The organism is Bremerella sp. JC817 (assembly GCF_040718835.1).
In the GTDB taxonomy this organism is placed as follows: domain Bacteria; phylum Planctomycetota; class Planctomycetia; order Pirellulales; family Pirellulaceae; genus Bremerella.
Genome location: NZ_JBFEFG010000241.1, coordinates 55,675 through 77,990 on the forward strand (window position 1 = coordinate 55,675; position 22,316 = coordinate 77,990).

The 22,316-nt window shown below is 56.5% G+C and carries 18 protein-coding genes; 10 read left to right on the top strand and 8 right to left on the bottom strand.

Features of this window, described 5'->3' with window-relative positions:
- From AB1L30_RS02510 to AB1L30_RS02530, 5 genes are all read left to right on the top strand, one after another.
- Positions 1-624, top strand: coding sequence for a MarC family protein (locus tag AB1L30_RS02510; RefSeq protein WP_367011769.1), 624 nt, complete (start codon positions 1-3; stop codon positions 622-624).
- A 63-nt stretch (positions 625-687) separates the two neighbouring features.
- Complete coding sequence (locus AB1L30_RS02515) at positions 688-2,274, top strand: amidase family protein (protein WP_367011770.1); 1,587 nt, start codon at positions 688-690, stop codon at positions 2,272-2,274.
- Positions 2,275-2,280: 6 nt separating this feature from the next.
- A complete protein-coding gene (locus AB1L30_RS02520) occupies positions 2,281-2,694 on the top strand; it encodes a YraN family protein (RefSeq protein ID WP_367011771.1) in 414 nt (137 codons plus the stop codon).
- 196 nt (positions 2,695-2,890) lie between these two features.
- A complete protein-coding gene (locus AB1L30_RS02525; protein WP_367011772.1) occupies positions 2,891-4,105 on the top strand; it encodes a DEAD/DEAH box helicase family protein in 1,215 nt (404 codons plus the stop codon).
- Positions 4,106-4,173: 68 nt separating this feature from the next.
- Entirely contained in the window at positions 4,174-5,247 is a 1,074-nt protein-coding gene (locus tag AB1L30_RS02530) for a DUF932 domain-containing protein (RefSeq protein WP_367011773.1), read from the top strand.
- 109 nt (positions 5,248-5,356) lie between these two features.
- Here AB1L30_RS02530 and AB1L30_RS02535 read toward each other — a convergent pair whose 3' ends face one another.
- From AB1L30_RS02535 to uvrA, 7 genes are all read right to left on the bottom strand, one after another.
- Positions 5,357-6,547: a metallophosphoesterase gene (locus tag AB1L30_RS02535; RefSeq protein WP_367011774.1), complete on the bottom strand. Its 1,191-nt coding sequence runs from the start codon at positions 6,545-6,547 to the stop codon at positions 5,357-5,359.
- 159 nt (positions 6,548-6,706) lie between these two features.
- A complete protein-coding gene (locus tag AB1L30_RS02540) occupies positions 6,707-8,425 on the bottom strand; it encodes a response regulator (protein ID WP_345084183.1) in 1,719 nt (572 codons plus the stop codon).
- A 404-nt stretch (positions 8,426-8,829) separates the two neighbouring features.
- On the bottom strand, positions 8,830-9,879 hold the full coding sequence (locus AB1L30_RS02545; RefSeq protein ID WP_367011775.1) for a hypothetical protein: 1,050 nt from the start codon (positions 9,877-9,879) through the stop codon (positions 8,830-8,832).
- Positions 9,880-10,019: 140 nt separating this feature from the next.
- Positions 10,020-10,601 carry a hypothetical protein gene (locus tag AB1L30_RS02550; protein ID WP_367011777.1) on the bottom strand — a complete coding sequence of 194 codons (582 nt, stop codon included), beginning with the start codon at positions 10,599-10,601 and terminating at the stop codon, positions 10,020-10,022.
- A 108-nt stretch (positions 10,602-10,709) separates the two neighbouring features.
- The gene (locus AB1L30_RS02555) at positions 10,710-11,744 is read right to left on the bottom strand and encodes a ThiF family adenylyltransferase (protein ID WP_367011778.1); all 1,035 of its coding nucleotides are present in this window, start codon (positions 11,742-11,744) and stop codon (positions 10,710-10,712) included.
- Entirely contained in the window at positions 11,741-12,544 is an 804-nt protein-coding gene (locus tag AB1L30_RS02560; protein WP_367011780.1) for a hypothetical protein, read from the bottom strand. The genes AB1L30_RS02555 and AB1L30_RS02560 overlap by 4 nt, the downstream gene beginning before the upstream one ends.
- Before the next feature lie 3 nt (positions 12,545-12,547).
- Entirely contained in the window at positions 12,548-15,391 is a 2,844-nt protein-coding gene (gene uvrA, locus AB1L30_RS02565) for an excinuclease ABC subunit UvrA (protein ID WP_367011781.1), read from the bottom strand.
- Between the two features lie 171 nt (positions 15,392-15,562).
- Here uvrA and AB1L30_RS02570 point away from each other — a divergent pair, with 171 nt between their 5' ends.
- From AB1L30_RS02570 to AB1L30_RS02580, 3 genes are all read left to right on the top strand, one after another.
- Positions 15,563-15,937: a cupin domain-containing protein gene (locus tag AB1L30_RS02570; RefSeq protein WP_367011783.1), complete on the top strand. Its 375-nt coding sequence runs from the start codon at positions 15,563-15,565 to the stop codon at positions 15,935-15,937.
- A 76-nt stretch (positions 15,938-16,013) separates the two neighbouring features.
- Complete coding sequence (ligA, locus tag AB1L30_RS02575; protein WP_367011785.1) at positions 16,014-18,041, top strand: NAD-dependent DNA ligase LigA; 2,028 nt, start codon at positions 16,014-16,016, stop codon at positions 18,039-18,041.
- Between the two features lie 132 nt (positions 18,042-18,173).
- Complete coding sequence (locus AB1L30_RS02580) at positions 18,174-19,160, top strand: hypothetical protein (protein ID WP_367011786.1); 987 nt, start codon at positions 18,174-18,176, stop codon at positions 19,158-19,160.
- Between the two features lie 114 nt (positions 19,161-19,274).
- Here the strand turns inward: AB1L30_RS02580 and AB1L30_RS02585 are convergent, their stop codons facing one another.
- Positions 19,275-19,535 (bottom strand): hypothetical protein, encoded by a 261-nt coding sequence (locus AB1L30_RS02585; protein WP_367011787.1) that lies wholly within the window; start codon positions 19,533-19,535, stop codon positions 19,275-19,277.
- Positions 19,536-19,894: 359 nt separating this feature from the next.
- On the opposite strand from AB1L30_RS02585, the gene AB1L30_RS02590 reads away from it, so the two are divergent.
- Together AB1L30_RS02590 and AB1L30_RS02595 are read left to right on the top strand one after the other, a co-directional pair.
- On the top strand, positions 19,895-20,899 hold the full coding sequence (locus tag AB1L30_RS02590; RefSeq protein WP_367011788.1) for a hypothetical protein: 1,005 nt from the start codon (positions 19,895-19,897) through the stop codon (positions 20,897-20,899).
- A 287-nt stretch (positions 20,900-21,186) separates the two neighbouring features.
- Positions 21,187-22,269, top strand: coding sequence for a DUF481 domain-containing protein (locus tag AB1L30_RS02595; RefSeq protein ID WP_367011789.1), 1,083 nt, complete (start codon positions 21,187-21,189; stop codon positions 22,267-22,269).
- Positions 22,270-22,316 lie beyond the last annotated feature (47 nt).

Genomic DNA, 22,316 nt, shown 5'->3' on the forward strand with positions numbered 1-22,316 from the left:
ATGTTCAGCCAGCCCCTGATCGACTCAACCATTCTATTGTTGGTCCTCCTGAACCCTTTCCTGCTTTGCATTTACCTGCTCGACCTGATTCAAGGACTCGACTTGAAATCGTTCACGCGAACGATGACGCGCGCAGGCTTGATGAGCGCTGCCGTCTATTTCGGTTTCGCCGTCGCCGGGGATCGACTGTTTACCTATGCCTTTAAGGTCCGCTACGAATCGTTTTTGATTTTTGGCGGCGTTGTCTTCCTGCTGGTCTCGATTCGACTGGTGATGATCGGCAGCTCCGCGCTCAAAGGACTTCGCGGCGATGCCCCTCAAGGTGCCGAAGGAACCGCCCTTCCCTTCATGCTCGGACCTGGCACCATCAGTGCCGCGATCGTGACTGGCTCGCGGGTCAGTATTCCGGAAGCGGCCGGGGCGATCGGATTTTCGGTCCTGGTCTGCGTGGTGTCGATCATCTTCTTGAAGTGGCTGCACGACCTGATTCGCAAACGGTACGAACCGATCATGGAACGCTACCTCGACACGATCGGTCGAATCATGGCCTTGCTCACCGGTACGATCGCCGTCGACATGATCCTGAGCGGCCTCGGCAAATGGATGGAAAGTGTCCAAGGTTAGGCATTTCCCGCCCTCTTCTAGGTGACCAAAGACAGTGCGTCTCGATCTGGGTAGAATCGGGACATGCAACGCACATCCCCCCAACTCTGGCACCATGGCGCCGCTCAACTGGCCCACCTGATCGCGACTCGCGAAGTCTCGACCAGCGAGGTAATCGATGCGCACATCCAACGCATAGAGGCGGTCAATCCGCACATCAATGCGATCGTGGAAACTCGCTTCGACGAGGCCCGCGAGGTGGCAAAGAAGTTCGACAACGAAAGCTCGCCACCTGATCAACCACTGCGTGGCGTGCCGTTGAGCATCAAGGAATGCTTTCACGTTGCCGGTGCCAAGGCGACCTTGGGCATGACCACGCCTCCCGAGATCCCCACTACCGATGGGACTTCGGTCGCTCGTTTGCGTGAAGCAGGCGGTATCGTGCTCGGCATCACCAATGTGCCGCAGTTGATGGTCATCCACGAGACACGCAACCCGGTCTATGGCACGACCAGCAATCCCTGGGATTTGGCTCGCGGCGTTGGCGGAAGCAGCGGCGGCGAAGCGGCGATCCTGGCGGCTGGCGGAACGGCCCTTGGCCTGGGCAGCGATCTGGGCGGAAGCATTCGTTTGCCATGTCACTTCTGCGGCGTCAGCGGCTTGAAGCCAACTTCGCGGCGTCTGATTCGCAGCGGTGCTCGTCCTAACTTGCGTGGCCTGAGCTGGCTCGAATATCAGCCTGGCCCAATGGCCCGTAACGTAGCCGATCTGCGATTGGCGATGGAAGTTCTTTTGCGGGGGGAATCGCCACGCGGTTGGGACTACGCCGAAGATCCACCGGTCCGATTGCCTTCCCGTGCGATGGACGTGACGCAGTTGCGAGTCGGTCTGATGGAAGATGATGGGTTCTTTCCCGTTTGCCCCGCCGTTCGCCGAGCCTTACGCGAAGGCGCCGAAGGACTGCGTGCCCAGGGCGCGACAATCATTCCTCTCGGACCACCACCGACGCTCGACATGTTGAAGTCCTATTTCGGAATTGCCAGCGCTGATGGCGGCCGCGACTTCCGCCGGATGCTAAAAGGCAGCAAGCTCGATAGCGAAGTCGCCCGGCTGGTTCGACTGGCTGCGTTGCCTCGTTGGCTTCGACCTTTAATCGCCGCCCTTGCCTTGAAGCCGTTCGGCAAGCATAAGATGGCCCAACTGTTTCAGGCCTCCGGACCACGTTCGGCGGATTCGCTCTGGCAGGTGACCTGGCAGGCATCACAACAGGTTCATCAGGTCTTTCAGCAATGGGATGAAGCCAAAGTCGATGTGGTTCTCTGCCCGACGCATGCCACGCCTGCTCCGCTGGAAGGCTGCGCGGTCGATCTTTTACCTGCGGCAAGCCACAGCCTGATTACCAATCTGCTGGGCGTCCCGTGCGGCAACGTCGCGGCGACCACCGTGCGGCAAGACGAGGAATCGGATCGAACCGGAAACGATGCCAGCGAGAAGCTCGCCGCCCAGGTCGAACGAGGAAGCCACGGCCTGCCGGTCGGAGTTCAGGTTGCCGGTCGGTTCTGGCAGGAAGATGTCGTGCTCGATGTGATGGAGGCTCTCGAGTCCCACTATCGCACGCTGCCCGGCTATCCCGATATCCAACAACTTCCGACCACGATTCCCAAGCGGTGATCGACGATGTGGGACTGGCTCAAGCGTTGGTCTTCACCGCAGTCGCTCGGCGAGCGAGGGGAACGTTTTGCTTGCCGGTATCTGCGAAAGAAGGGCTACACCATCATTGCCCGGCAGGATCGAACCCGCCTGGGTGAAATCGATATCGTCGCCGTTCAGGATCGTACGATTGTCTTCGTCGAAGTGAAGACCCGCTCGGCCGAAGAGAAGGGCTCGCCCGATGAAGCAGTCGATCGCGAGAAACAACAACGCCTGACCCGGGCCGCTTTGGCCTACATGGAACGGCATGACCTTCTGGGCAATTGTGCCGGTCGATTCGATGTCATCGCGATCGTCTGGCCTGCTTCTTCTCGCCATCCGGAAGTACGGCATTTTGAAAATGCCTTCCCGGCGACCGGCAAGTTCCAAATGCACTCTTAGCCGCATCTTCTTTGCCATCAACAACTTAAACTGCGTCCCAGGCAATTTCCGAAAACTTTTTTCGGCTTCTCTCAGCGGGTGACCCAACGTGTCATCGGCCTGATCGATAGTACGTGTGTCGCGGTTAGGAAATGTCTTCCACCGGCTGCACACGACACAAAATCATCGCCCTTGCTGAGATATGGAGAAGTCTGTCATGGCTGTGGATACTGGCCTGCAAATGTGTGATTGGATGGAAGAATCGGTCGAATCGAAGGCGGCCTTTGCCGAGCTTTCGGTACTGGAAGACCTGTTCGAGGGAGTCGCCGCGCAGCCTCGCTCTTACCAACTGCGAATCGTCACCAAGGCGATCAAAGCCTTGCTCAACGCCGCCGCCGATCCGTTCGACGAGTTCGCCGGCTCGAGTGCTTCGGTCTTGATCGAAAGCCCCACTGGCAGCGGCAAAACAGTCATGGGCCTGGCGATCGCCCAGTGGATGCAAAAGCACTTTGGCCTATCGATCGGCTGGGTCTCGATGCGACGCAACTTGCTGAAGCAAGCCCAGGAAGAAAACCTGGCTCGCGGCTTCGATGTGAAGCTGGAACTGATCTCGACGTTCGACAAAGATCCCCCCAAAGTCGACATGCTGATCGTGGATGAAGCCCAGCACGACGCCGCCATGAGCATGGCCAACCTGCACTGCTCGATTCGTCCGCAGTACATCGTCGGCCTGACCGCGACACCGTTCCGTGGCGACCGGGTGAAGTTGTGCTTCGATCATGTGATCCGCGATGCTGGCATCCATCAGCTGATTCAAGATGGCTACCTTAGCCAATATCACCACTACACCATTCCAGAATATACCCCGGGAGCCGTCGCTGAAACTTATGCGGCGGACATCCAGCGGTGGGGGAAGTCGATTGTCTTCTTCCACCGCCACGACCAATGCGTCGAATGCCAGGCCCAACTGACCCTGCGTGGCATTCGCAGCGAAATCGTGACCGCCAAAAGCGATCGCGATCGACAATTGGCCGACTTCCTGACAGGCAAGATCGAGGTTTTGATCAACATGAACATCTTGACGGAGGGCTTCGATTGCCCCGACCTGAAGACGGTGTTCTGTCGTCCATCGAGCAAGGCTTGCACCATCCAGATGTGCGGGCGAGTCTTTCGCAAACATGCCGAACTGGCGTTCAAGCAAGTCGTGCAGTGTCAGCAGACACCGCATCCGATCATGAAAACCGCCGCGGCAACGGAGCAATACGTGTGGACCGGCGATCAGTGGAACAGTCTCAAGATGAATCGCGAGATTGAAGCAATCAGCCAGCGATCGCGTCGACTGATCGCCGGTACCCAAGTCAAACTTCCGAAATTGGTCGCCGCCCTCAAGGAGACCCGTCCGATGTGGGAACAGCATCGCAGCCGCTTTTAAGCGTCGGCTGCGATCTGGTTCGACTGTGCCTAATCGAGAACCCAACTTTCCTGGAAGGATCCCTGACCATGCGATGGAATTTTGAATATGGCCATGCCCGCGTAAGTGATTTTCGGGTGGAAGCTCAACGAGACGAAAAATCTGGCCGCGTCGAAGTGACCGGCCTGGACCTGAACGGCGAGAAGGTTCGTCCTACGCGACGATTCTGGAAGTCGATGTTCATGCGGTTTGGCTTTTCGGAAAGCGTTTTCCGCTACTTCGATCATGGCGAAGTCTTCCAGCGAATTTCGGAGAAAGCTCCGAACGACTCGGTCCGCTATTGCCTGGAACGTGGCGGGCCGAAAGGACCTCGACTGCTTTCGGTCAGCAATCCGAAACGCCCGGTGATCACCCACGAAGAAGTTCGAGCACTGCTCGATCACTACGGCGGAAAAGACATCAAGTACACCGAAGGAGTCATCACCAGCACGCATCGTCCACGCAGCGGGGACTGTGACTTCGAGATCGGCGGCGACAAGTTCAAGCATCGCTTCGTCATGGAAACCCCGATCGATGGGTTCAGCCAACCGAAGATTTACCTGTCGTTCCTTCGGATGTTGTGCAGCAACGGGGCAATTGGCTACAGCCGAGCCTTCCGCAGCGACATCAGCTTGGGCAAAGATATCGGCCATTGTATTTCCAGAGCCTTGGAAAGTTACGACAACGGCGAAGGCTATGCAGGTCTGCGGCAACGCTTCGAGAGTTCACAAACCTCGTGGGCTTCGCTGAACGAGTGCAACAAGCTTTACAAGTTGCTGTTCAAATGGGATCGGGCGAAGTCGTTCGACCGTCCCAACGTGCTGACCGACTTCCATCGACTGACCGGCCGGATGAACCAGCTTTATGGGCTGACCAACTTAGATGCCCTCAGCGAGAAGCGTTTGCGAGTTCTGCCCGCCAAGTGCCGAGTGTACGACCTGGTGAACTTCGCCAGCGAGGTCGCCACGCATCACGCCGATGAAGGAGCCTCGCGAACGCTTCAGGCTTATATCGGCAGCTTGATTTCCGACGAATACGACATGGAGGGGACCGCGATCGAAGCCCCCGAATTCGCCGACTTCTTTGTCACCGACAATCGGCCTGCCAACGCCTTGATGAACTGAGTTGACAACTCCACTTGCCCTTGGAGTGTTGGCAACGCCCCAACCAAAGTGACCGGTCTTCACACCGCCGCTTTGTTGGGGCTTGCTGCGTTCGAAGAGGGAGCAAACCTTAGGCGCGGGTTCGCAGGACTAGCTGTGTAATCTCTGGCGGACAATTCCAACGTAAAGGACTAGTGCCTGAGATCCCACGACTAACGTGCATCAGCGTTGGGTCAGCGAAGAAAGTTCCACCAGCGTACCTGGTTCCGTAACGACTAGGGCTGACCAAGGGACCAATCACCGGCAAGCGAATCTGTCCGCCATGATTGTGCCCGGCCAGCATCAAATCGAAATCGTTCGCCCGCGCCCAGTTGATCTGGTCTGGCGAGTGGGAAAGCAGAATCCGGAAAGGGCGCTGCTCGAACTGGCCTGGATCGAAGTTGTCTAAATCGGCGGCCGGTGGATGCCAGGGCAATTCGTTGCCTGCCATCAACACGGGATAATTGCGAATCATCAGCGTCAGATGTCGACTACCCAGATCAATCATTCCCTCGTCGACCAATACCTTGCGGGCCATGCCCTTATCCAGCAAACGGTTCTCGTGATTGCCAAGGATGAAATAGGTCCCGCAGTCGGCCGTCAGACCGGCAAGCGTTTCTGTCCACGGAAAGCACTTGTCACGATCGAAGATGTCGCCTGCGATCATGATCATTTCACTCTGCAGGTCTTGGGCCTGGTCGACCACCTTGCGGTAGAAGTCCTCGGCCATGTGCCCCTTCAGATGCAGATCGGAAAGATGCGTGATCGTGAAGCCATCGAGCTCTTGCGGAAGTCGCGGCAGAAAAAGTTCTTTGCGATCCACTTCCAGCCGTAGAATCTGGTTCGCTGGGATCATGCTGGCGATCTTCGTACTGGTCGAAGTGAGCCACTGCGGAGCCTTCTCGTCAAAGTTGAACGACGCGAGCAGGCGTTCGTTGAAATAGCCTGCGGCGATGTGAGCATCACGCTGATAAAGCAGCCACAAAAACGTCGCCATGAAGAAGCCGATCACCGACAGCGTTCCGTAGACTAGCCAAACGTAGTAAAGCGTCGAATAGGTGACCGGTTCTCCGTCGGCTGCCTGCCAGTCGAGAGGTTGTTGAATCCACCACACCAGGAACAGCGAAGGAATCAGCACCGACATGATGTAGGTTGTGAACTCGGCCGTATCAATCAGCCACTGCTTGTAAGGAAGACTATGAACAAAGCAGTGAAGTCGCGTCCAGATTGCCAGATGGCCGATGCCTGCGATCAGCATCAGCACCGCCATGAGTGCATACATTATGAGCCGAAGTTTTGGTGGTTGTTGCCCTAAGACCGCTTAAGAATAGGTGGGATCCTCTGGTGGTACCAGACGACATCGCGGCAGCCCTACGGAACTTTACATTGCGATTCGCCCCGAAAACGGAACGAGCAAACGACAGCTTCCAGAAGAAGTGCGTTAAGTAGAGTGCGTACCCGCGAACGCGGTCATAACCCGTTCAACCGTTTCGACCAGTTGATCGAGGCGGAATGGCTTGTAGAGGACCGCGTTCGGCAGCAGGCCTGCCTGGCGAGCCTTCACAATCGAGTGGCCTGGGTCGTAGCCGAAGCCGGTCATCAGGACCATCGGGACGGGGGAGATAATGCCGCCCAATTTCACCATCAACTGATGCCCCGACATATCGGGCAGGTGCACGTCGCTGATGATGACATCGTATCCGGTGGAATGTAGTCCGGCCCGAACCATGCAAAGAGCTTCGGTTCCGTCGTGTGCCGTTTCGACGTCGCAGCCGTAACGATCCAAGAGGGCGTGAGCCGCACTGCGAACCGATTCGTCCGCGTCGGCAACCAACACGCGAGCCGCTTTCAATAGCGGACGCTGCTCTTGCTTGGCCGAAGCTGGAACCGCCTTGGCAGGCGTCATCTTTTCGCCAACGCGTTGGATCACGCGTTTGATGTCGCGGCTGTTTTGAATGATGTTCTTCAGACGCTCGACCACTTCTTCATCGTGGCCAATGTAACGCTGCATCACGTTCACAGCATCGTTCAAGATCTCGTCGATCGGCAAAGCGACCGCACTGTGGATCGCTTCGACACTTGCTTGCGCCGTATTGGCCTGCTGAGCGACGAGCAATTCCAGCGTGTTCAAGGCGACCGCCAGATCGCGGCAGAAGATCTCGAGGAACTGCAGATCGCTGTTGGTGAAGGCCCGTGGTTCTGGGCTTTCAACGTTGAACGATCCAATGACTTGATCGTGCAGCAGCAGCGGAACGGTCAGCGAGCTCTTCGCTCCCTTGAAACCTTCCAGGTAAAGCGGGTCTTTGCTGGTGTCTTCGCAAAGGTAGCTCTTGCCGGTCGAGGCAACGAAGCCGGTCACGCCGTTATTCGTGCTTTGGGCGTACAGTTCGCGTTCGGCTGCTTCTTTGTCGATGCCCACTGACAGCAGCGGAACCAGTTCTCCGGTTCGCTGATCGAGCAGTCGAATTTCGATGACGTCGAAGCTGAGGAGATCCTTCGTGTAGTGCAGGATGTTGCTCTTCAGCAGTTCGATCCGCTCGGAAACCTCCATGTTGAAGATTTCTTCGGTCGTCAGATCGGCGAGTTCCATCCCAGCCCGGTGAATCGCGTCGAGCTTTTGTCGCTGAATGACTTCATCGGTAACGTCGCGGACGGTAACGATGAGGTTATTCGGCGGAGCCGACGGTGTCATGACCGGGGCCGCGTGTACATGGAAGTAACGATTGTCTTCCGTGCGAAGCGTCGACCCGCTCGCCTCCCCGGTCGTCATGGCCGTATGAAACGGACAGTAATCCGGACCAAGGATCTCGGGGCTGTTGAGGGCTGCGTAGAAGTTCTGGCCAACCAGATCGCCTCGGTTGGCCCAACGCGCCAAACAGGCATTTACCCACAGGATGGTGTTATCGCGATCCAACATCGCAACACCGTCGGGCATACCGTCGAGGATGTGCTCGTTCTCGAGCAGATTACTGATGCGACTCGAGACTTCCTGATGCGAAGTCGAGATGAACAGGCCGCTATAGGGGGCACTTCGAAGTTTGGCAATCACGCGAAGTGGATTATGCACTTCCGTGACTTCAAAATCCTGGCGAAGTTCCTCAACGACATTGGTATCGTTGGTCGCATCGCACAGGCACAGGATTTTGGGTTTCGCCGCCAACCCCAATACTCCCAAACAAATTTGCTATCGCGTCAAACCGACTTAAACGAAATTATACGCTCAGTTTCCGTGTGTACAATTCAAAGCCCGTCTAGTACCGATTCGGCGATCTAATGGGCAAAAATTAACCAACACGCAAACTTTGCCGAATTTCCCGGGACGCGATGTTATTCATAATGCTTATTCCGAAACTAGGAAAACCCAATTCGCAAAGATTTTGGGGCACCTCATCGAAATTTTATGTGTGACTCGCGGGAGATTCTCCCAGGCTACTCATTGTTACCATTATCTATCGTAATGGAAGCATTGTCCCCCGAATTCTTGGAAAATCCAGGTCGAAAGTAGAAGTCCTCCAACCTTGCCTTACCCTGCCCAATCGTTCCATCGGACGATCGGATCCCCCACTAACGAGAGGCGGTTGACACTTGCGTGGTGGGATCTAAAGAGAGCCCCACTCCTGAGTCGGCAAACTGGGGGTTCCAGGCCTGAAGCATCCTGAGGCCAAGATAGCCCCCTAGATGCTCATCGGAGGGTTCCAGAACCATAACCGACACATCTTGCATCGAGATGGTGCCGATCCTTAGCTGCGTAAGCTTTCCGCTTCGCGCACTCGCCTTTTGCCCGCCTGGCAGGGTGATCGATTCGACTTCGCCGAGACTTCGCAGCCCGATAGAGTAAGCCATGTTCGAGGTGAGAATCAGCGCGTTGGTCTTAGGGGAAACCGTAACGACCGTCGGATACTGGTCACCTAGGACAATTCCGATTCGCTTCTGTTGTCCTTGAAGAAACAACGGAATCTCATCCAGGTTCATCGATGCTCGCGCCTTGCGAACAACCTGTTCGACCTGCTCGGCACGGAATAGCGGTCCCAGATTCTCACGTGGCTGCTCGGCAATCCACATGTGTGCGGACTCGGGCAATTCGTGATAGCGAGCATGGATCTGGCCACTTTGTGCTTCGATGCGAATCGCCAACACCGAAGCTTGTTGATGCATCAACGTCAACGATTCAAGCATGGCCCGCATGTGAGGCTGACCGCCGAAGCGATCAGGAGCGACACCGTCCCGCAGTTCACGCTTTAAAAGATCGATCTGCTGCTGGACCTTTTTCTCTTCGTCGGTCCCCACTGCGTTGCGTTTCATGGCAACGGCAATCTGGTCGATCAATTTCGAGGCGACCTGCTGACGCTGCCAACGCTGGGCGTTGTCGGCCACGGCCAGTTCGACCTGGCGACGCAGAGGAGTCGTCCGTTTGACGATTTCTTCCAGCGTGTCGATATCGCGTTTCAGCGCCAGTTCTTCCTTCAGAACCCACTTCGAGCCGAATTTCTCGAACCCTCGACTTTCCAGTGGATTGCCCTGATCGGCAGCATGAGCCAGACAGGAAATCAAGCCAATCAGGCCGATTCCGAGCATGGCAGCCGAGAATGAAGGGCGCGCGAGCGATCGCTGCATGGACATCACAAACTGGGATGAGCTGGAAAAGGAAACGGAGGGAGCGAGCACTACTCCCCCCGGGAACTACCCAGTTTGCAGCGAATCGAGAAATCTTGCAAACGATTCGCGGAAAAAGATTAGGCAAAGCCCCCCCGGGTTTACGGGAAGGTCGCTTCGATCTCGGCAAGGCGGGCATCTTCCGCCTTATTGGTACGATCGCCAAAGCGGCCCAGCACATCGCCGACCGCCATGGCCACGGCCCGCGATCGCTTCATGATGCACTCTTTCATTTCCGCAACTTGCTGCGGATTCATCTGGGCCAGAATGGCCTGCATGTACTTCTGCCAGGTCGCCAGGCCATCTTCGGTTGGGCCAGACGATAGCCAGTCGTTCAGAACCTCGAAACCTGGATCGCCCGGTTTCATGTTCCACTCACCAGCCATCTTCATAATCAGGTCGCGTTCTTCGATGCCCAAGATGCCGTCCGCGTAGGCGACACTTACCATTGGGTACATCGTGAGTGCGGCCATACTTCGAGCCGTAATGCCCATATCCAGCAGCGATTGAATCAGCTCTTTGTCGTCGATGCCGATTGCCTTGGACAGTTCATCAACGCGCTGTTCTTCAGCAATCTGTTCCCGCAGTCGACTCCAAAGCTCCTCGTTCTGCTTCACGAACATTGCGTCCAACATGTGTTGGTAATCGGACTCATTGAACGGATGGTGAGGTTGTTGTGTCACGGGAAAGTTCCTTGCTCGCATGGGGGTTAATCTACGAATGCGAATAGCCGTCTGTTGCTATCTGTATTGTACTGCGATCGGCTGGCTGAAACCAGAATACCAGCGGAGCTAAGTCCCGATATAACGGGCATGTAGCGTGCGTGCTTCGGCCGGGTCGCTGGTCCCGTGAACGATGCAGCGGCCATCGCCAAATAGCGTGAAAGCGTGCTCGCCAATATTGGCCCGCAGAAGGTACGCGTTGGCCTCGACACTTCCCAGCGGCTTCAGCTTTTCCGCGAACGCGGTCAGGTCGATCGCGTCTCCATCGGGGAAGCTTAACTGCACCGCATCGCGACCACATAGCACCGCCGATTGACTGCCACGCTTGCCATCGAGCCACTCGTAATTGCGCTGACCACAGGCCGGGCAACTCGCATTGCCAGCCACGTTGCCAAGCTTCACTTGCCGCAGGCGATTGTCCCAAAGGTCGATCACATTCAGCGTGCGGCTGACCTGGTCTTGATGGCCACTTAAGATCTTCAGCGCCTCCATGCTCTCCATCGAAGCGATCACCCCGATGATCGGTGCCAGAATGCCTGCCGTGTCGCAGGTCGGCGTTGTGCCTGGAGGGGGCGAGTCGGGTACGATGCACCTCAGACAGGCGCCTTCGCCCGGCAAGATGGTCATCGTCTGTCCTTCGGCACCGATGCATCCGCCATAAACCCAGGGAATCCCCAGCTTCAGCGACGCATCGTTCAGCAGAAAGCGGATCTCGAAGTTATCCGTTCCATCGACAATCACATCGACGCCCTGGCATAGCTGCTCGATATTGCGATGATCGACGTCAGCAATCTGCGCATCGATGCGAATGTCGGCGTTGGCCGCTTGCAGATGGTTCTTTGCCGCAATCGCTTTGGGAAGGCGATCGCGAACGTCTTCTTCAGTGTAGATGAACTGCCGCTGAAGGTTATTCCACTCGACGTAGTCGCGGTCGACGATCCGCAGCGTACCGACCCCAGACCGAGCGAGTGTGTTCGCAATGACCGAACCAAGAGCCCCCAGCCCCACGACCAAGGCTGTCGACTGCGAGAGCTTCTCCTGGCCTTCGCGACCGAATCGCGCGAAGCTCATCTGACGGGCATAGCGGTCAAAGGGATCGGTCATTGATTATCTTTCGCTAGAAGCCACAGGCCGGCATACTCGGCCCCTCGACTTAGTTCCGCCTGAAATCGATCGCAGTCGGTCCGAAGTTGCTGTGGCGATGCCCCATCAGTCTTCCATTGTCGCGTGGCCACGACCGGAAGTCGACGACTGGGGGTCCAACCTTCCGCCAACAATTCTTCCGGCACCACCACGAAATGAGCCCATTCCGGCAGAGTGCTTTCCCCTGAGATCGCCGCACCGATCAGCAGATGTGAATGGACCAGTCCTGTTGGGTTCGATTCCGCGGGGAGAATCACCATCTGAACCGCCGCGGCCTGACTTGCTTCGGCCAGCATGGCATCCACTGGTCCATCCAGCCAAACAACCAAAGGCTGGCCCGAAAGCGTGCCAGTCTGAAGCATCTCAGGCGTTGGCCGCCTGACGATAGGCACCAGATCGGACATTTGCCAGCCGACGAATTCACCAGACGAACTCGACGCCGCGCGGATCAGCCAGCGGAATTCATTTTGATAGAAGCTTTCGCCCCGAGCGCGAAGTTCACGCAGGCCAATCACCTGATCGGTATCGTTGACTCGATAAACGGCCGGGGCCTGGGGCGTCCAAAGACTTGGCTCCGGCACGATCGCTTTCCAAGCCGCTTGCTCCCCAAGCATGGCGGGGCGAAACGGCAAGCGGGAAGTCAGTGTCTTGCCTCCCTGGATGAAAGGGCCTTCCAGGTACTTCGGCTCCGCAGTGGTCAAATCGCCCGGAACGTACCAGACTTCCACCTCCAGCGAAGAGGTCTTCCCCTGACGCAGCATGCCCTACGCCTTCAACGTCTTAAGAGCCGCCGCCAAATGCTTGCCGGTCACCGAGGCAGGATTCTCCGCGATCTCTTCAGGCGTCCCCATGGCGACTACGTTGCCACCTTCGTCGGCGGCACCTGGGCCAAGGTCGATGATGTAGTCGGCCGCCATCATCACATGGATGTTGTGCTCGACCACGATCAACGAGTGCCCAATCTGCAGCAAGTTCGCGAAGCAGTCGAGCAGTTGAACGATATCGGCGAAATGCAAACCGGTGGTCGGTTCGTCCATCAAGAATAGCGTTCGAGCCTTTTTGGTCGTCGCGAGATTTCCGGCCAGCTTCAAACGTTGCGCTTCCCCGCTCGAAAGCGTATTGGCCGGCTGTCCCAGACGCAGATAGTCGAGGCCAACTTCGTTCAGCAGGTTCAACTTGGCTTGAACTTTGGGCTGCCCACGGAAGAAGACGAACGCCTCACGCACCGTCATATTCAAGACGTCGGCGATGCTCTTGCCGCGATAGGTGATCTCGAGGACTTCCTTCTTGTAGCGTTGCCCCTTGCACTCAGGGCACTTCACATAAACGTCCGCCATGAACTGCATGTCGATAGCGATGTGCCCGTCGCCGTTGCAGCTTTCGCAGCGGCCACCTTGGACGTTGAAGCTAAAATGGCTGGCCGTCAGATTGCGAGTCCGGGCCTGCATGGTCGAGGCGAAGACGTTACGAATTTCGTCGAACGCCTTGATATAGGTCACCGGATTGGATCGCGGCGAACGTCCGATCGGTCCTTGATCGACCAAAACGACATCGTCGATCTGGCCATCCCCAAAGACGTCGTCGTAGGGCAGGCTTTGAATATTTTCTTTTCGCTTGCGGCGGCAAAGTGCCGGGTAAAGCGTTTGATCGACCAGTGAGCTTTTGCCGGCCCCAGAGACGCCCGTCACCACGGTCAAAACGCCGAGCGGGAACTCGATTTCCAAGTCTTTCAGGTTGTTGCCCCGAGCGCCCTTCAGGCGAACGCGGCCGTGGGTCGTCGAACGGCGATCTCGTTTCCGCACAACACTTCGGCGGCCAGAAAGGAATTCACCGGTGAGGCTGTCTTCGTCCCCTTCGATTTCGTTGGGAGAGCCTTGGAACATGATCTCACCGCCACGTTCGCCGGCGCCGGGACCGAATTCAATGATCTGGTCGGCGGCACGAATCAGCGTCTCTTCGTGCTCGACAACCACCACTGTGTTGCCTCGATTCCGCAGATCGACAATTGCTTCGTTCAACCGGGCAATGTCGCTGGGGTGCAGCCCGGCCGTTGGTTCATCCAGCACGTAAAGCATGTTCACCAAGCTAGAACCCAGGGTGCTGGTCAGCGTCACCCGTTGGGCTTCGCCACCACTGAGTGTTCGCAGCGAACGATCCAATGCTAAGTAGCCCAGTCCTACAATGCACAAGTACTGCAGTCGCGCTAGCACCTGAGGCATCACCTGGCGGCACAGAGCACTTTGATAGTCCGAAAGTTCCAGGGCATGAAAGTGAGCCAAGGCGTCGACGATCTTCATCGACGAGATCTCGGCGATGTTCTTGCCCCCAACCCGAACAGCCAACGCTTCTGGCCGAAGACGGGTACCATGGCAGGCCTCGCACATGCGGAAACTTCGCCAGCGGCTGAGGAACACTCGCATGTGCATCTTGTACTTGCGACGTTCGAGCCACGCAAAGAAACCTTTCAGCCCGCCGAACTCTCGTTCCGGAACCCCTTCGACAATCAAGTTGACTTGCTTTTCGGTCAAGTCGCGATAGGGGGCGTTGATCGGAATATCGTAGTCAGGCGCCAGGGCAATCAGCTCTTCCAACTCGTGTTTGTAGGCCGGTGTGTTCCACGGAGCGATGGCACCTTCCGCGATCGATTTGCGTCGATCTGGAACAATCAGGTCCATGTCCATGTCGATGATGTTGCCGAAGCCTTCGCAGTCGGGGCAGGCCCCCAGCGGGCTGTTGAAGTTGAACAACCGTGGATCAGGCTCGATGAATTCCAGCTGACACGCTTCGCAGCGAAGCTGCGTGCTGTAACGCAGGCTCTGCCATCGTTGTCCGTCGATCTCAACCGAAACGCCATGCCCTTGCAGCGTCCCACTCTCTTGCGGTTGAACCAGGATCTCGCACACGCCGTCACCGTGGGCGAAGCCAGCTTCCAAAGATTCTCGCAAGCGTTCGACCTTCAGCGACTCGAAGGTAAGACGATCGAGGACCACCGAGATCGTTTCGCCTGCTTCCAGACGTTTGGTGAGCGGTTCGTCGAGATCTGGCGTCAGCGAAACAGTCTCGCCACCAACGATCGTGCGGCTGAAACCATCCTCCCGAAGCTGCGTGATCACCCCTTCGCATTCGTCCTTCTCGCAAACGACCGGGAAGGCGACCATCATGCGGCCAGTTCCCTCGGAAGCGATGATCTGATCCGCGACGCGGCCAGGGGTATCTTTCGTGATTGGCTGCTGACAGCCAGGACAGACGATCGTTCCTATCTTGCTGAACAGCAGTCGCAGATAATCGGTTGTCTCGGTCGCCGTGCCTACGGTCGAGCGGCTAGAGCGGGTATCGTTAACTTTGGTAACGGCCAGCGCCGGTGGAATGTTATCGATCCGGTCGGCATCGGGCTTTTCCAGCCGGTCAAGAAACTGCCGCGTGTAGGCGGAAAAACTCTCGATATATCGTCGTTGCCCTTCGGCATACAACGTATCGAGGGCCATGCTGGTTTTTCCACTTCCACTCACGCCGCAGAAGACGATGAGTTGGCGATGCGGTATGTCGAGGTCGACCTTTTTCAGGTTATGAACTTCGACCCCTCGGGCTTCGATCTGCAGTGTCGACAAGGTTCGCCTTTCCCTGGAGGTTTTCCATCATGGCAAATGAATTTTTTATGGTACCGGGAATTTCGGCCTGAGAATACCAGGGGAATAGGTGTCCGCTTGTTCAGCGGTTGGGGGTGCGATAAGTTTTGAGATGTTCCCTATTTCCAGGCCAAATCGTATTTGGGTAGCGTGATGAAGATTCAAAATATCGACCAGGGAGAAGCAACCAAGGTCGAAATGGCCGGCGTTGCCGGGTGCCAGGTGAAGCAATTGATCAGCGAACGGGACGGTGCCCCACTGTTCGCCATGCGTCAATTCGAGGTCGCCCCAGGCGGGCATACGCCACACCACCATCACCCCTACGAGCACGAAGTTTACGTAATCGCCGGGGAAGGTGTCATTCTAGAGAACGAAACGCCCCGTCCCATCAAAGCGGGCGATGCCATTCTCGTCGAACCGGACGAGATCCACCAGTTCCGTAATACGGGCGACACTCCGCTGAAATTCCTCTGCCTGGTCCCGAATGCGGCCAACAATGCCCAGTTTCCGCCTGAGTGCCAGGACTAGTCGCACGTAACCTCTGCTTTCGAGAAGCCCTGATCCCCTGCCCTAGCCAAGCTCGGGCAACATTGGAAGGTTTGTCATGTCGATCGAGACGGATATCGAGAAACTGCGCGACGAGATCCGCATTCACGACCGTAAGTATTACGTCGAAGCGAATCCGGAACTTACCGATCTCCAATACGATCAGCTTCTCAACAAGCTGAAGCAGCTCGAAGCGGAAAACCCTGAGCTAATCACGGCCGACAGCCCCACGCAGCGAATCGGTGATGCGCCGGTCTCGCACCTCGATCAGTTCGAGCATCGCATCCCGATGCTCTCCATCGACAACACCTACAGCATTGAAGAACTGCAAAAGTATGGCGAGCGAATCGCCAAGCTTCTGCCGGACGAAAAGATTGCCTGGGTCGTCGAGCTGAAAATCGACGGCGTGGCGGTCTCGATGCTGTATGAAAATGGCGTCCTGACGCGGGCACTTACCCGTGGCAACGGAACCGTGGGGGACGATATCACCCACAACGTCCGAACCATTGCCGATGTCCCACTCAGGCTCACCGGTGACGACGTTCCCCCGGTCCTCGAAGTTCGGGGCGAAGTCTATATGACCAACGCCGACTTGGTGAAGCTGAACGAAAAGCAGGCCGCCGCCGGCCAGCCTGCCTACAAAAACACGCGTAACGTGACCGCCGGTACGATTCGTCTGCTTGATCCACGGATCGCCGCCGAACGTAACCTGCGGGTCTTCTGCCATGGTGTGGGATATGTCGAAGGACTGAAGGCAACGTCGCACTCCGAGTTTTTAAAGGAACTCAACTCGTATGGCTTGCCGGCAACTCCCTTTGTGCAGTCGTTTGTCGATTTCGAGTCGGCGATCGAGCACTGCCAGGAACTGATCGAGTCGCTGCACGAACTTGAGTTTGAAGTGGATGGCCTCGTTTTGAAGGTCGACCGCTTCGAGCAGCGGGAAAAGCTGGGCTCGACCTCGAAGAGCCCGCGCTGGCTGATCGCCTACAAGTTCGAGAAATACGAAGCGATCACCACGGTTAACAATATCGAAGTCCAAGTCGGCAAAACCGGGGCAATCACGCCGGTCGCCATCCTGGAGCCAGTCGAGCTGGCCGAAACGACCGTTTCGCGAGCCAGCTTGCACAACGCCGAGGAAATCGTCCGCAAGGATGTTCGGATCGGCGACGTCGTGGTGGTCGAGAAAGCGGGCAAGATCATCCCGCATATCGTCCGGACCGAGAAGCACGAACGTAAGACCGACCTGCCGCCGTTCCCCTTCCCGACCGAATGCCCTTCATGCAACACGCCGGTGGTCAAAGATGAAGGGGGCGTCTACATTCGCTGCCCCAATTGGGAAGGCTGCCCCGCCCAGATTAAAGAACGGATTCGCTACTTCGCGACCCGCAACGCGATGGATATCGAGGGCCTGGGAGACAAGCTGGTCGATATGCTGGTCGACGAGAAGCTGGTGAAGACCTACGGCGACCTGTATCGATTGACCTCCGATCAAATCGCCGCCCTGCCCCGCATGGGCAAGAAGTCCGGAGACAAGCTTGTCGCCGCGGCGGAAGAGAGCAAGTCACGTGGGCTCGGCCGGCTGCTGAACGCCCTTTCGATTCGCCACGTTGGTGCCCGTGGGGCCGAACGCCTGGCGGTCCATTTCGGTTCGATCGAGAAACTGATGGAAGCCTCGCAGGAAGAGATCGCCGAGATCGAGGACATCGGCGAGGTGATCGCGGCGTCGGTTCGCGAGTTCTTCCAAAGCGAGTTCGGTCAGGAAACGGTTGCCGATCTGCAAGGCGTGGGTGTCTCGATGGAGTCGGCCAAACGGAGTGAAGCGTCTGGCCCGGCGGTTTTCGATGGCCTGTCGTTCGTCGTGACAGGCTCGCTCGAGAAGTTTACCCGGGACGAAATCGAGCAGCTCATCCGCGACCGAGGGGGAAAAGCCTCGGGCAGCGTCTCGAAAAAGACCAGCTATCTAGTGGCCGGCGAGAAGGCAGGCAGCAAACTGGCGAAGGCAGAGTCGCTGGGGGTACCGGTGCTGACCGAAGACCAGTTCGCTGAGCTGTTAGCCGAGAAAGAGTCGGCCGCCAGCACAGACTAACCTCTCTCAGATTGGGTTAGTTTCAAAACGGACTATTTGATATTGTCCGTGTCATCTTAAGGAACAATCGAATTCGGTCTGGGCGGGCAGATCTACCCGGACCGATATGCTAGCGTCGCAAGGATGCTTTCAATGCGAGTTTGTGGTTTTACGATCCTGCGGGATGGCGTTCGTTTCGGCTACCCATTTGTCGAGAGTATCAAATCGGTTCTCCCGTTGGTGGATCGTTTTGTCATTCAGGTCGGCGACTGCTCCGACAATTCGCTGGAAGTGCTCCAGTCCATCGGCGATCCCAAGATCGAGATTGAGATCACGCCTTGGGATCCGGCGATGCGCAAAGCGGGCGAAGTCCTCGCTTACCAAACCAACCTGGCATTCGATCGCTGTGACGGCGATTGGTGCTTCTATATCCAGGCCGACGAAGTTATCCACGAATCGGACTATCCCGCCATTCGCAAGGCGATGGAAACCAACTGGAATAAGCCTTGGGTCGAAGGGCTCCGCTTCCGTTACCTTCACTTCCGCGGCGACTACAGTATTCGCGATCCACTCGGTTATCGCCGGCAAATCCGCATCGTTCGCAACGATCGCCAGATCCGCAGCGTGGGCGATGCATGTGGTTTCGGTAAGAATGGCCGACGGCTGAACTCGGCGATGATCAATGCCCGGGTCTTCCACTACGGCTACGTCCGTCCCCCGAAGGCCATGGCCGAAAAGAGTGCCCAGTTCGAGCAGTTTTACGTGTTCGACAAAAAGGGTAAACAGGTCACCAAGATCAAGGACCGTCCGCTGGAAGAGGTGGGCGAATACATCTACGACATGCAGTCGTGCATTCCTTATCGCGGCACCCATCCCGCCGTAATGCACGAACGTATCGCGGCCAAAGACTGGGAAACGCCTGACTTCAAGCCTGTTCCTCTGTGGCGTAATAAGTTCTGGTGGCATGGTCGGCTGAAGAAGGCCTTTCCACAACTGTTCAACCCGCGACGCCCTCGCGTGGAGCAACCGAAAGCAGAACCGCAACCGGAGCCTGAGCCGGAAACAAACCCAATCGCCGGCAAGATCGCGCCCCCTGTGAAGTCGACCACGACGAAGAGTTCGCAGGCCAAGGCCGCTTAGGTCCTGCGACTTTGCTCTGCGAATTGAAACAACAACCGCACGAAAAAAGCCATCCGCTTTGAAACAACGGATGGCTTTTTCTGTTTTGTGATCTGCTGGATTAGCCAGCGTCGACTACTTGGTCGATGGCTCGATGTCTTTTAGCGAGCGACCCAAACGCTTACGAGTACCGCCGCGCGTGCTGCTGTTGGTGGTGCTCGACGAATTGGTCAGCTTCTGCTGTGCCTTGGCATTCTGCATAAAGCCCAGGATGTTGTTGTCCGACCCATCGGCTTCGGTCGGCATGCCGATCTCTTCCACGGCGTCGGAAACGCCGAGCAACACGGCCGACTTGACCCCGTTGCGCATCCATTCAAAGAAATTGAAATTGCTCATACTCAGTACCCTTTCGTGAACCGCCCGAGACTTACGTGGGGGCGGAGAGTATCAAAGTCCAGGTTCCCAGGTCCAGGGCAAATCGGTGCTGTTTCTGGCAGATTCTGATCGCCCGGCAACCAGGTGCTGGCACCATCGAGGAAAGAACAACGTTGAAATCTTCGCTTTTGCCCCCTTCTGAAGGCTGATCAGACGCACAACCTGAACACTCGGCACAATCTGATCGCGCGAGCCCGCATTGAAAATGGGCAAGCTAAAAAGACCTGCATGCTTGCATAAAGCTTGACGATAACCAGTGCTATCGTACGGAAACGATTGGCTAATTTGGATCAACGCTGGCCGCAGGAGGCAGGTGCACGATGAGGGACGGATATCGCAACACCCACGACTACGATGGGGAAGAACACGGGTATGAACCCTATAGCTGGGGTTCATTTGCTTTTGGGATCATTCTCGGGGTGATCCTGGTTTACATCTTTGCCGTTCGCCCGTCGGAGGAGCAGCTACACGATCTGAACATTCGCGTATCGCGGATGGATCGTTCAGTCGAGAAACTCGGCAAGGCTGCCAAGACGATCACTGGCACAAACGATTTGCTCGTTTCGCTCGAGCAGCAGAAAGATCTGGCGCAGCGCGTCAGCACCATCAACGACAAGTTGTTGGCACAGTTCGCTCGCCTCTCGAAGATTGAACTGGCGATAAACGACGCCGAAGTCACGCTCGATCGCATTGCGAGCCTGCACGATCGCGTTGCTCAGCAGTACCCTGCGGCCATTCAAGCCGAGAACGTCTTCAACCAGTCGGCCAGCTTGAACTCGCAGTTGATTCTGGCTCAAGACGACGTTCGCCGTGCCAAGCTGACGCTGGCCGACCTGGTGAACATGCAGAACAACGTTTTGCTGCAAGCAGAGCACTCGAAGCGAGCCGACCTGGTGATGAGCAATATTTTTGCCATGCAGCGGGAACTGGCTGAAAATGCTTCTCGCACCGAAAAAGCTCGACGCGTTGCGAACCAGATGATCCAGATTGAAGCCGATTTGATCTGCCAGACGGGAGATTCTCAATTTGCGGTTCAATCTTTGGAACAGCTTCTGACGATGCAAAAACAATTGAATCGCGCTGGTCGCACCATGGAGGATGGACAGTCCACCCTGGGGGAGCTGGTAGCTCGGGAGCCAAACCCGAAGCCCGCTTCGTCTCCGTACTCACTCGGAGCACCGTGGAAAGCAGTCCAGAGCCTGACCACGCAGCAGCGACTCCTTCCGATCAATGCTGTGGAGTTGCAACGGTTTGTGAAGCATCTGACTCAGGATGCTCCACCGTATGTTGCCGACCTTGTCGCGCCCGCTGCCAAGGTACGCTAAAGCGACTGCTCCACCGTCGATGCCGGTAGAGCCACGCGATCGACAAAACATGTGCAGTTAAATACGGCGGCACGGAGGTCATAAGTCCTTGTACGCCAGCACCAAAGAGCGTCCCTAGTTGCTTGCAGCCAGGGACGCTCTTTTTTTGTTTCTTGCTCGCTTCCGCCAGCTTGACGCTGGGAATTCTTCAGAGCGCTAATGATTGGTATTGGCTTCATACCGGAATTTCCTTATACGACTCCTCTCCATGATTCCCCTCCCAGGAGTTCGAGAAGGAAATTCCCCGTATGGGATGGTTCTCCCCAAAATCCATCTTCGCATTGGCTCTGCTAACGCTGGCAGCGATAGCAGTCCCGGCTACCGGTGACGAAATCGAATCGTTTGATTCGATTGGACTCAGCTACTTCGAACAATCGCCCGGCGATATTTCCACGGCCGAGTTCGTTCATTACCTGATGCCGGCCGATGACGTGCAATCGTCTATCGATGGCTCTTTCGATGTTCCCGAGCTGCTGCCTCCTTTGCCTGCCGAGCCAACTCTCGCCGAACAAGCCCAGCCAGCCGAAGCCGAAACGGTAGAAAAGCCGGAAGGGGAAAAGCAGGATGGCGAGACCATGGAAGGCGAAGAAGAAGGTGAGCCGGTGGAAGAAGAACCTTCCTATGGTTACCTCGATTACGTTCCCTACGGCCAATATGGCCATATCGACTATTGGCTGGGTGAATCGAAGTGGAGCAAAAGTGCCGAGATTGGTTTGAACGGCCAAACAGGTAATACCGAATCGAACAGCTTGCGCGTCGGCTCAAAAATCAAGCGCGAAGGCCAATACACGATCTTCACATCGGAATTCAAGCATCTGCGAACCGCCGGCCCGCAAGGCCTCACGCAGAACAACGCCTTCTTCAAGCACAAGCTGGAATGGCCTTTGAAGGTCTATAAAGACTGGTCGCTCTACGAGAACACGAATCTCGAATACGACGAGTTCAAAGCCTTCGACCTCCGCCTGGTCTTCAATGGTGGTGTGAGCTACAAGGCCTATAAGACCGACATGACCGACTTCACGCTCAATGGTGGTGCGGGTTTTAATCAAGAGTTTGGCAGCCCCCAGAAAGGGATTGTCCCGGAAGCGAATCTGGGCTTCGACTTCAATCATTCGATCACGGTAGGGCAAAAGCTGGCAATGAACTTTGACTTCTATCCCTCGATGGAAGCCGACCAGGGGTACCGCTTTACGAACGAGGCGAGCTACACCGTCGCGATCCGCGAAGGCCTGTCGCTGAAGATCAGTGCCAACGATCGCTACGATAGTACGCCCAACAATCGCAAAAGAAACGACCTGGACTACGCTTGTTTGCTACTTTGGGAATTCTAAACCATCCCAATGGGCCGTTCTTTCGCATGGATCCTTAGGTTTATCTA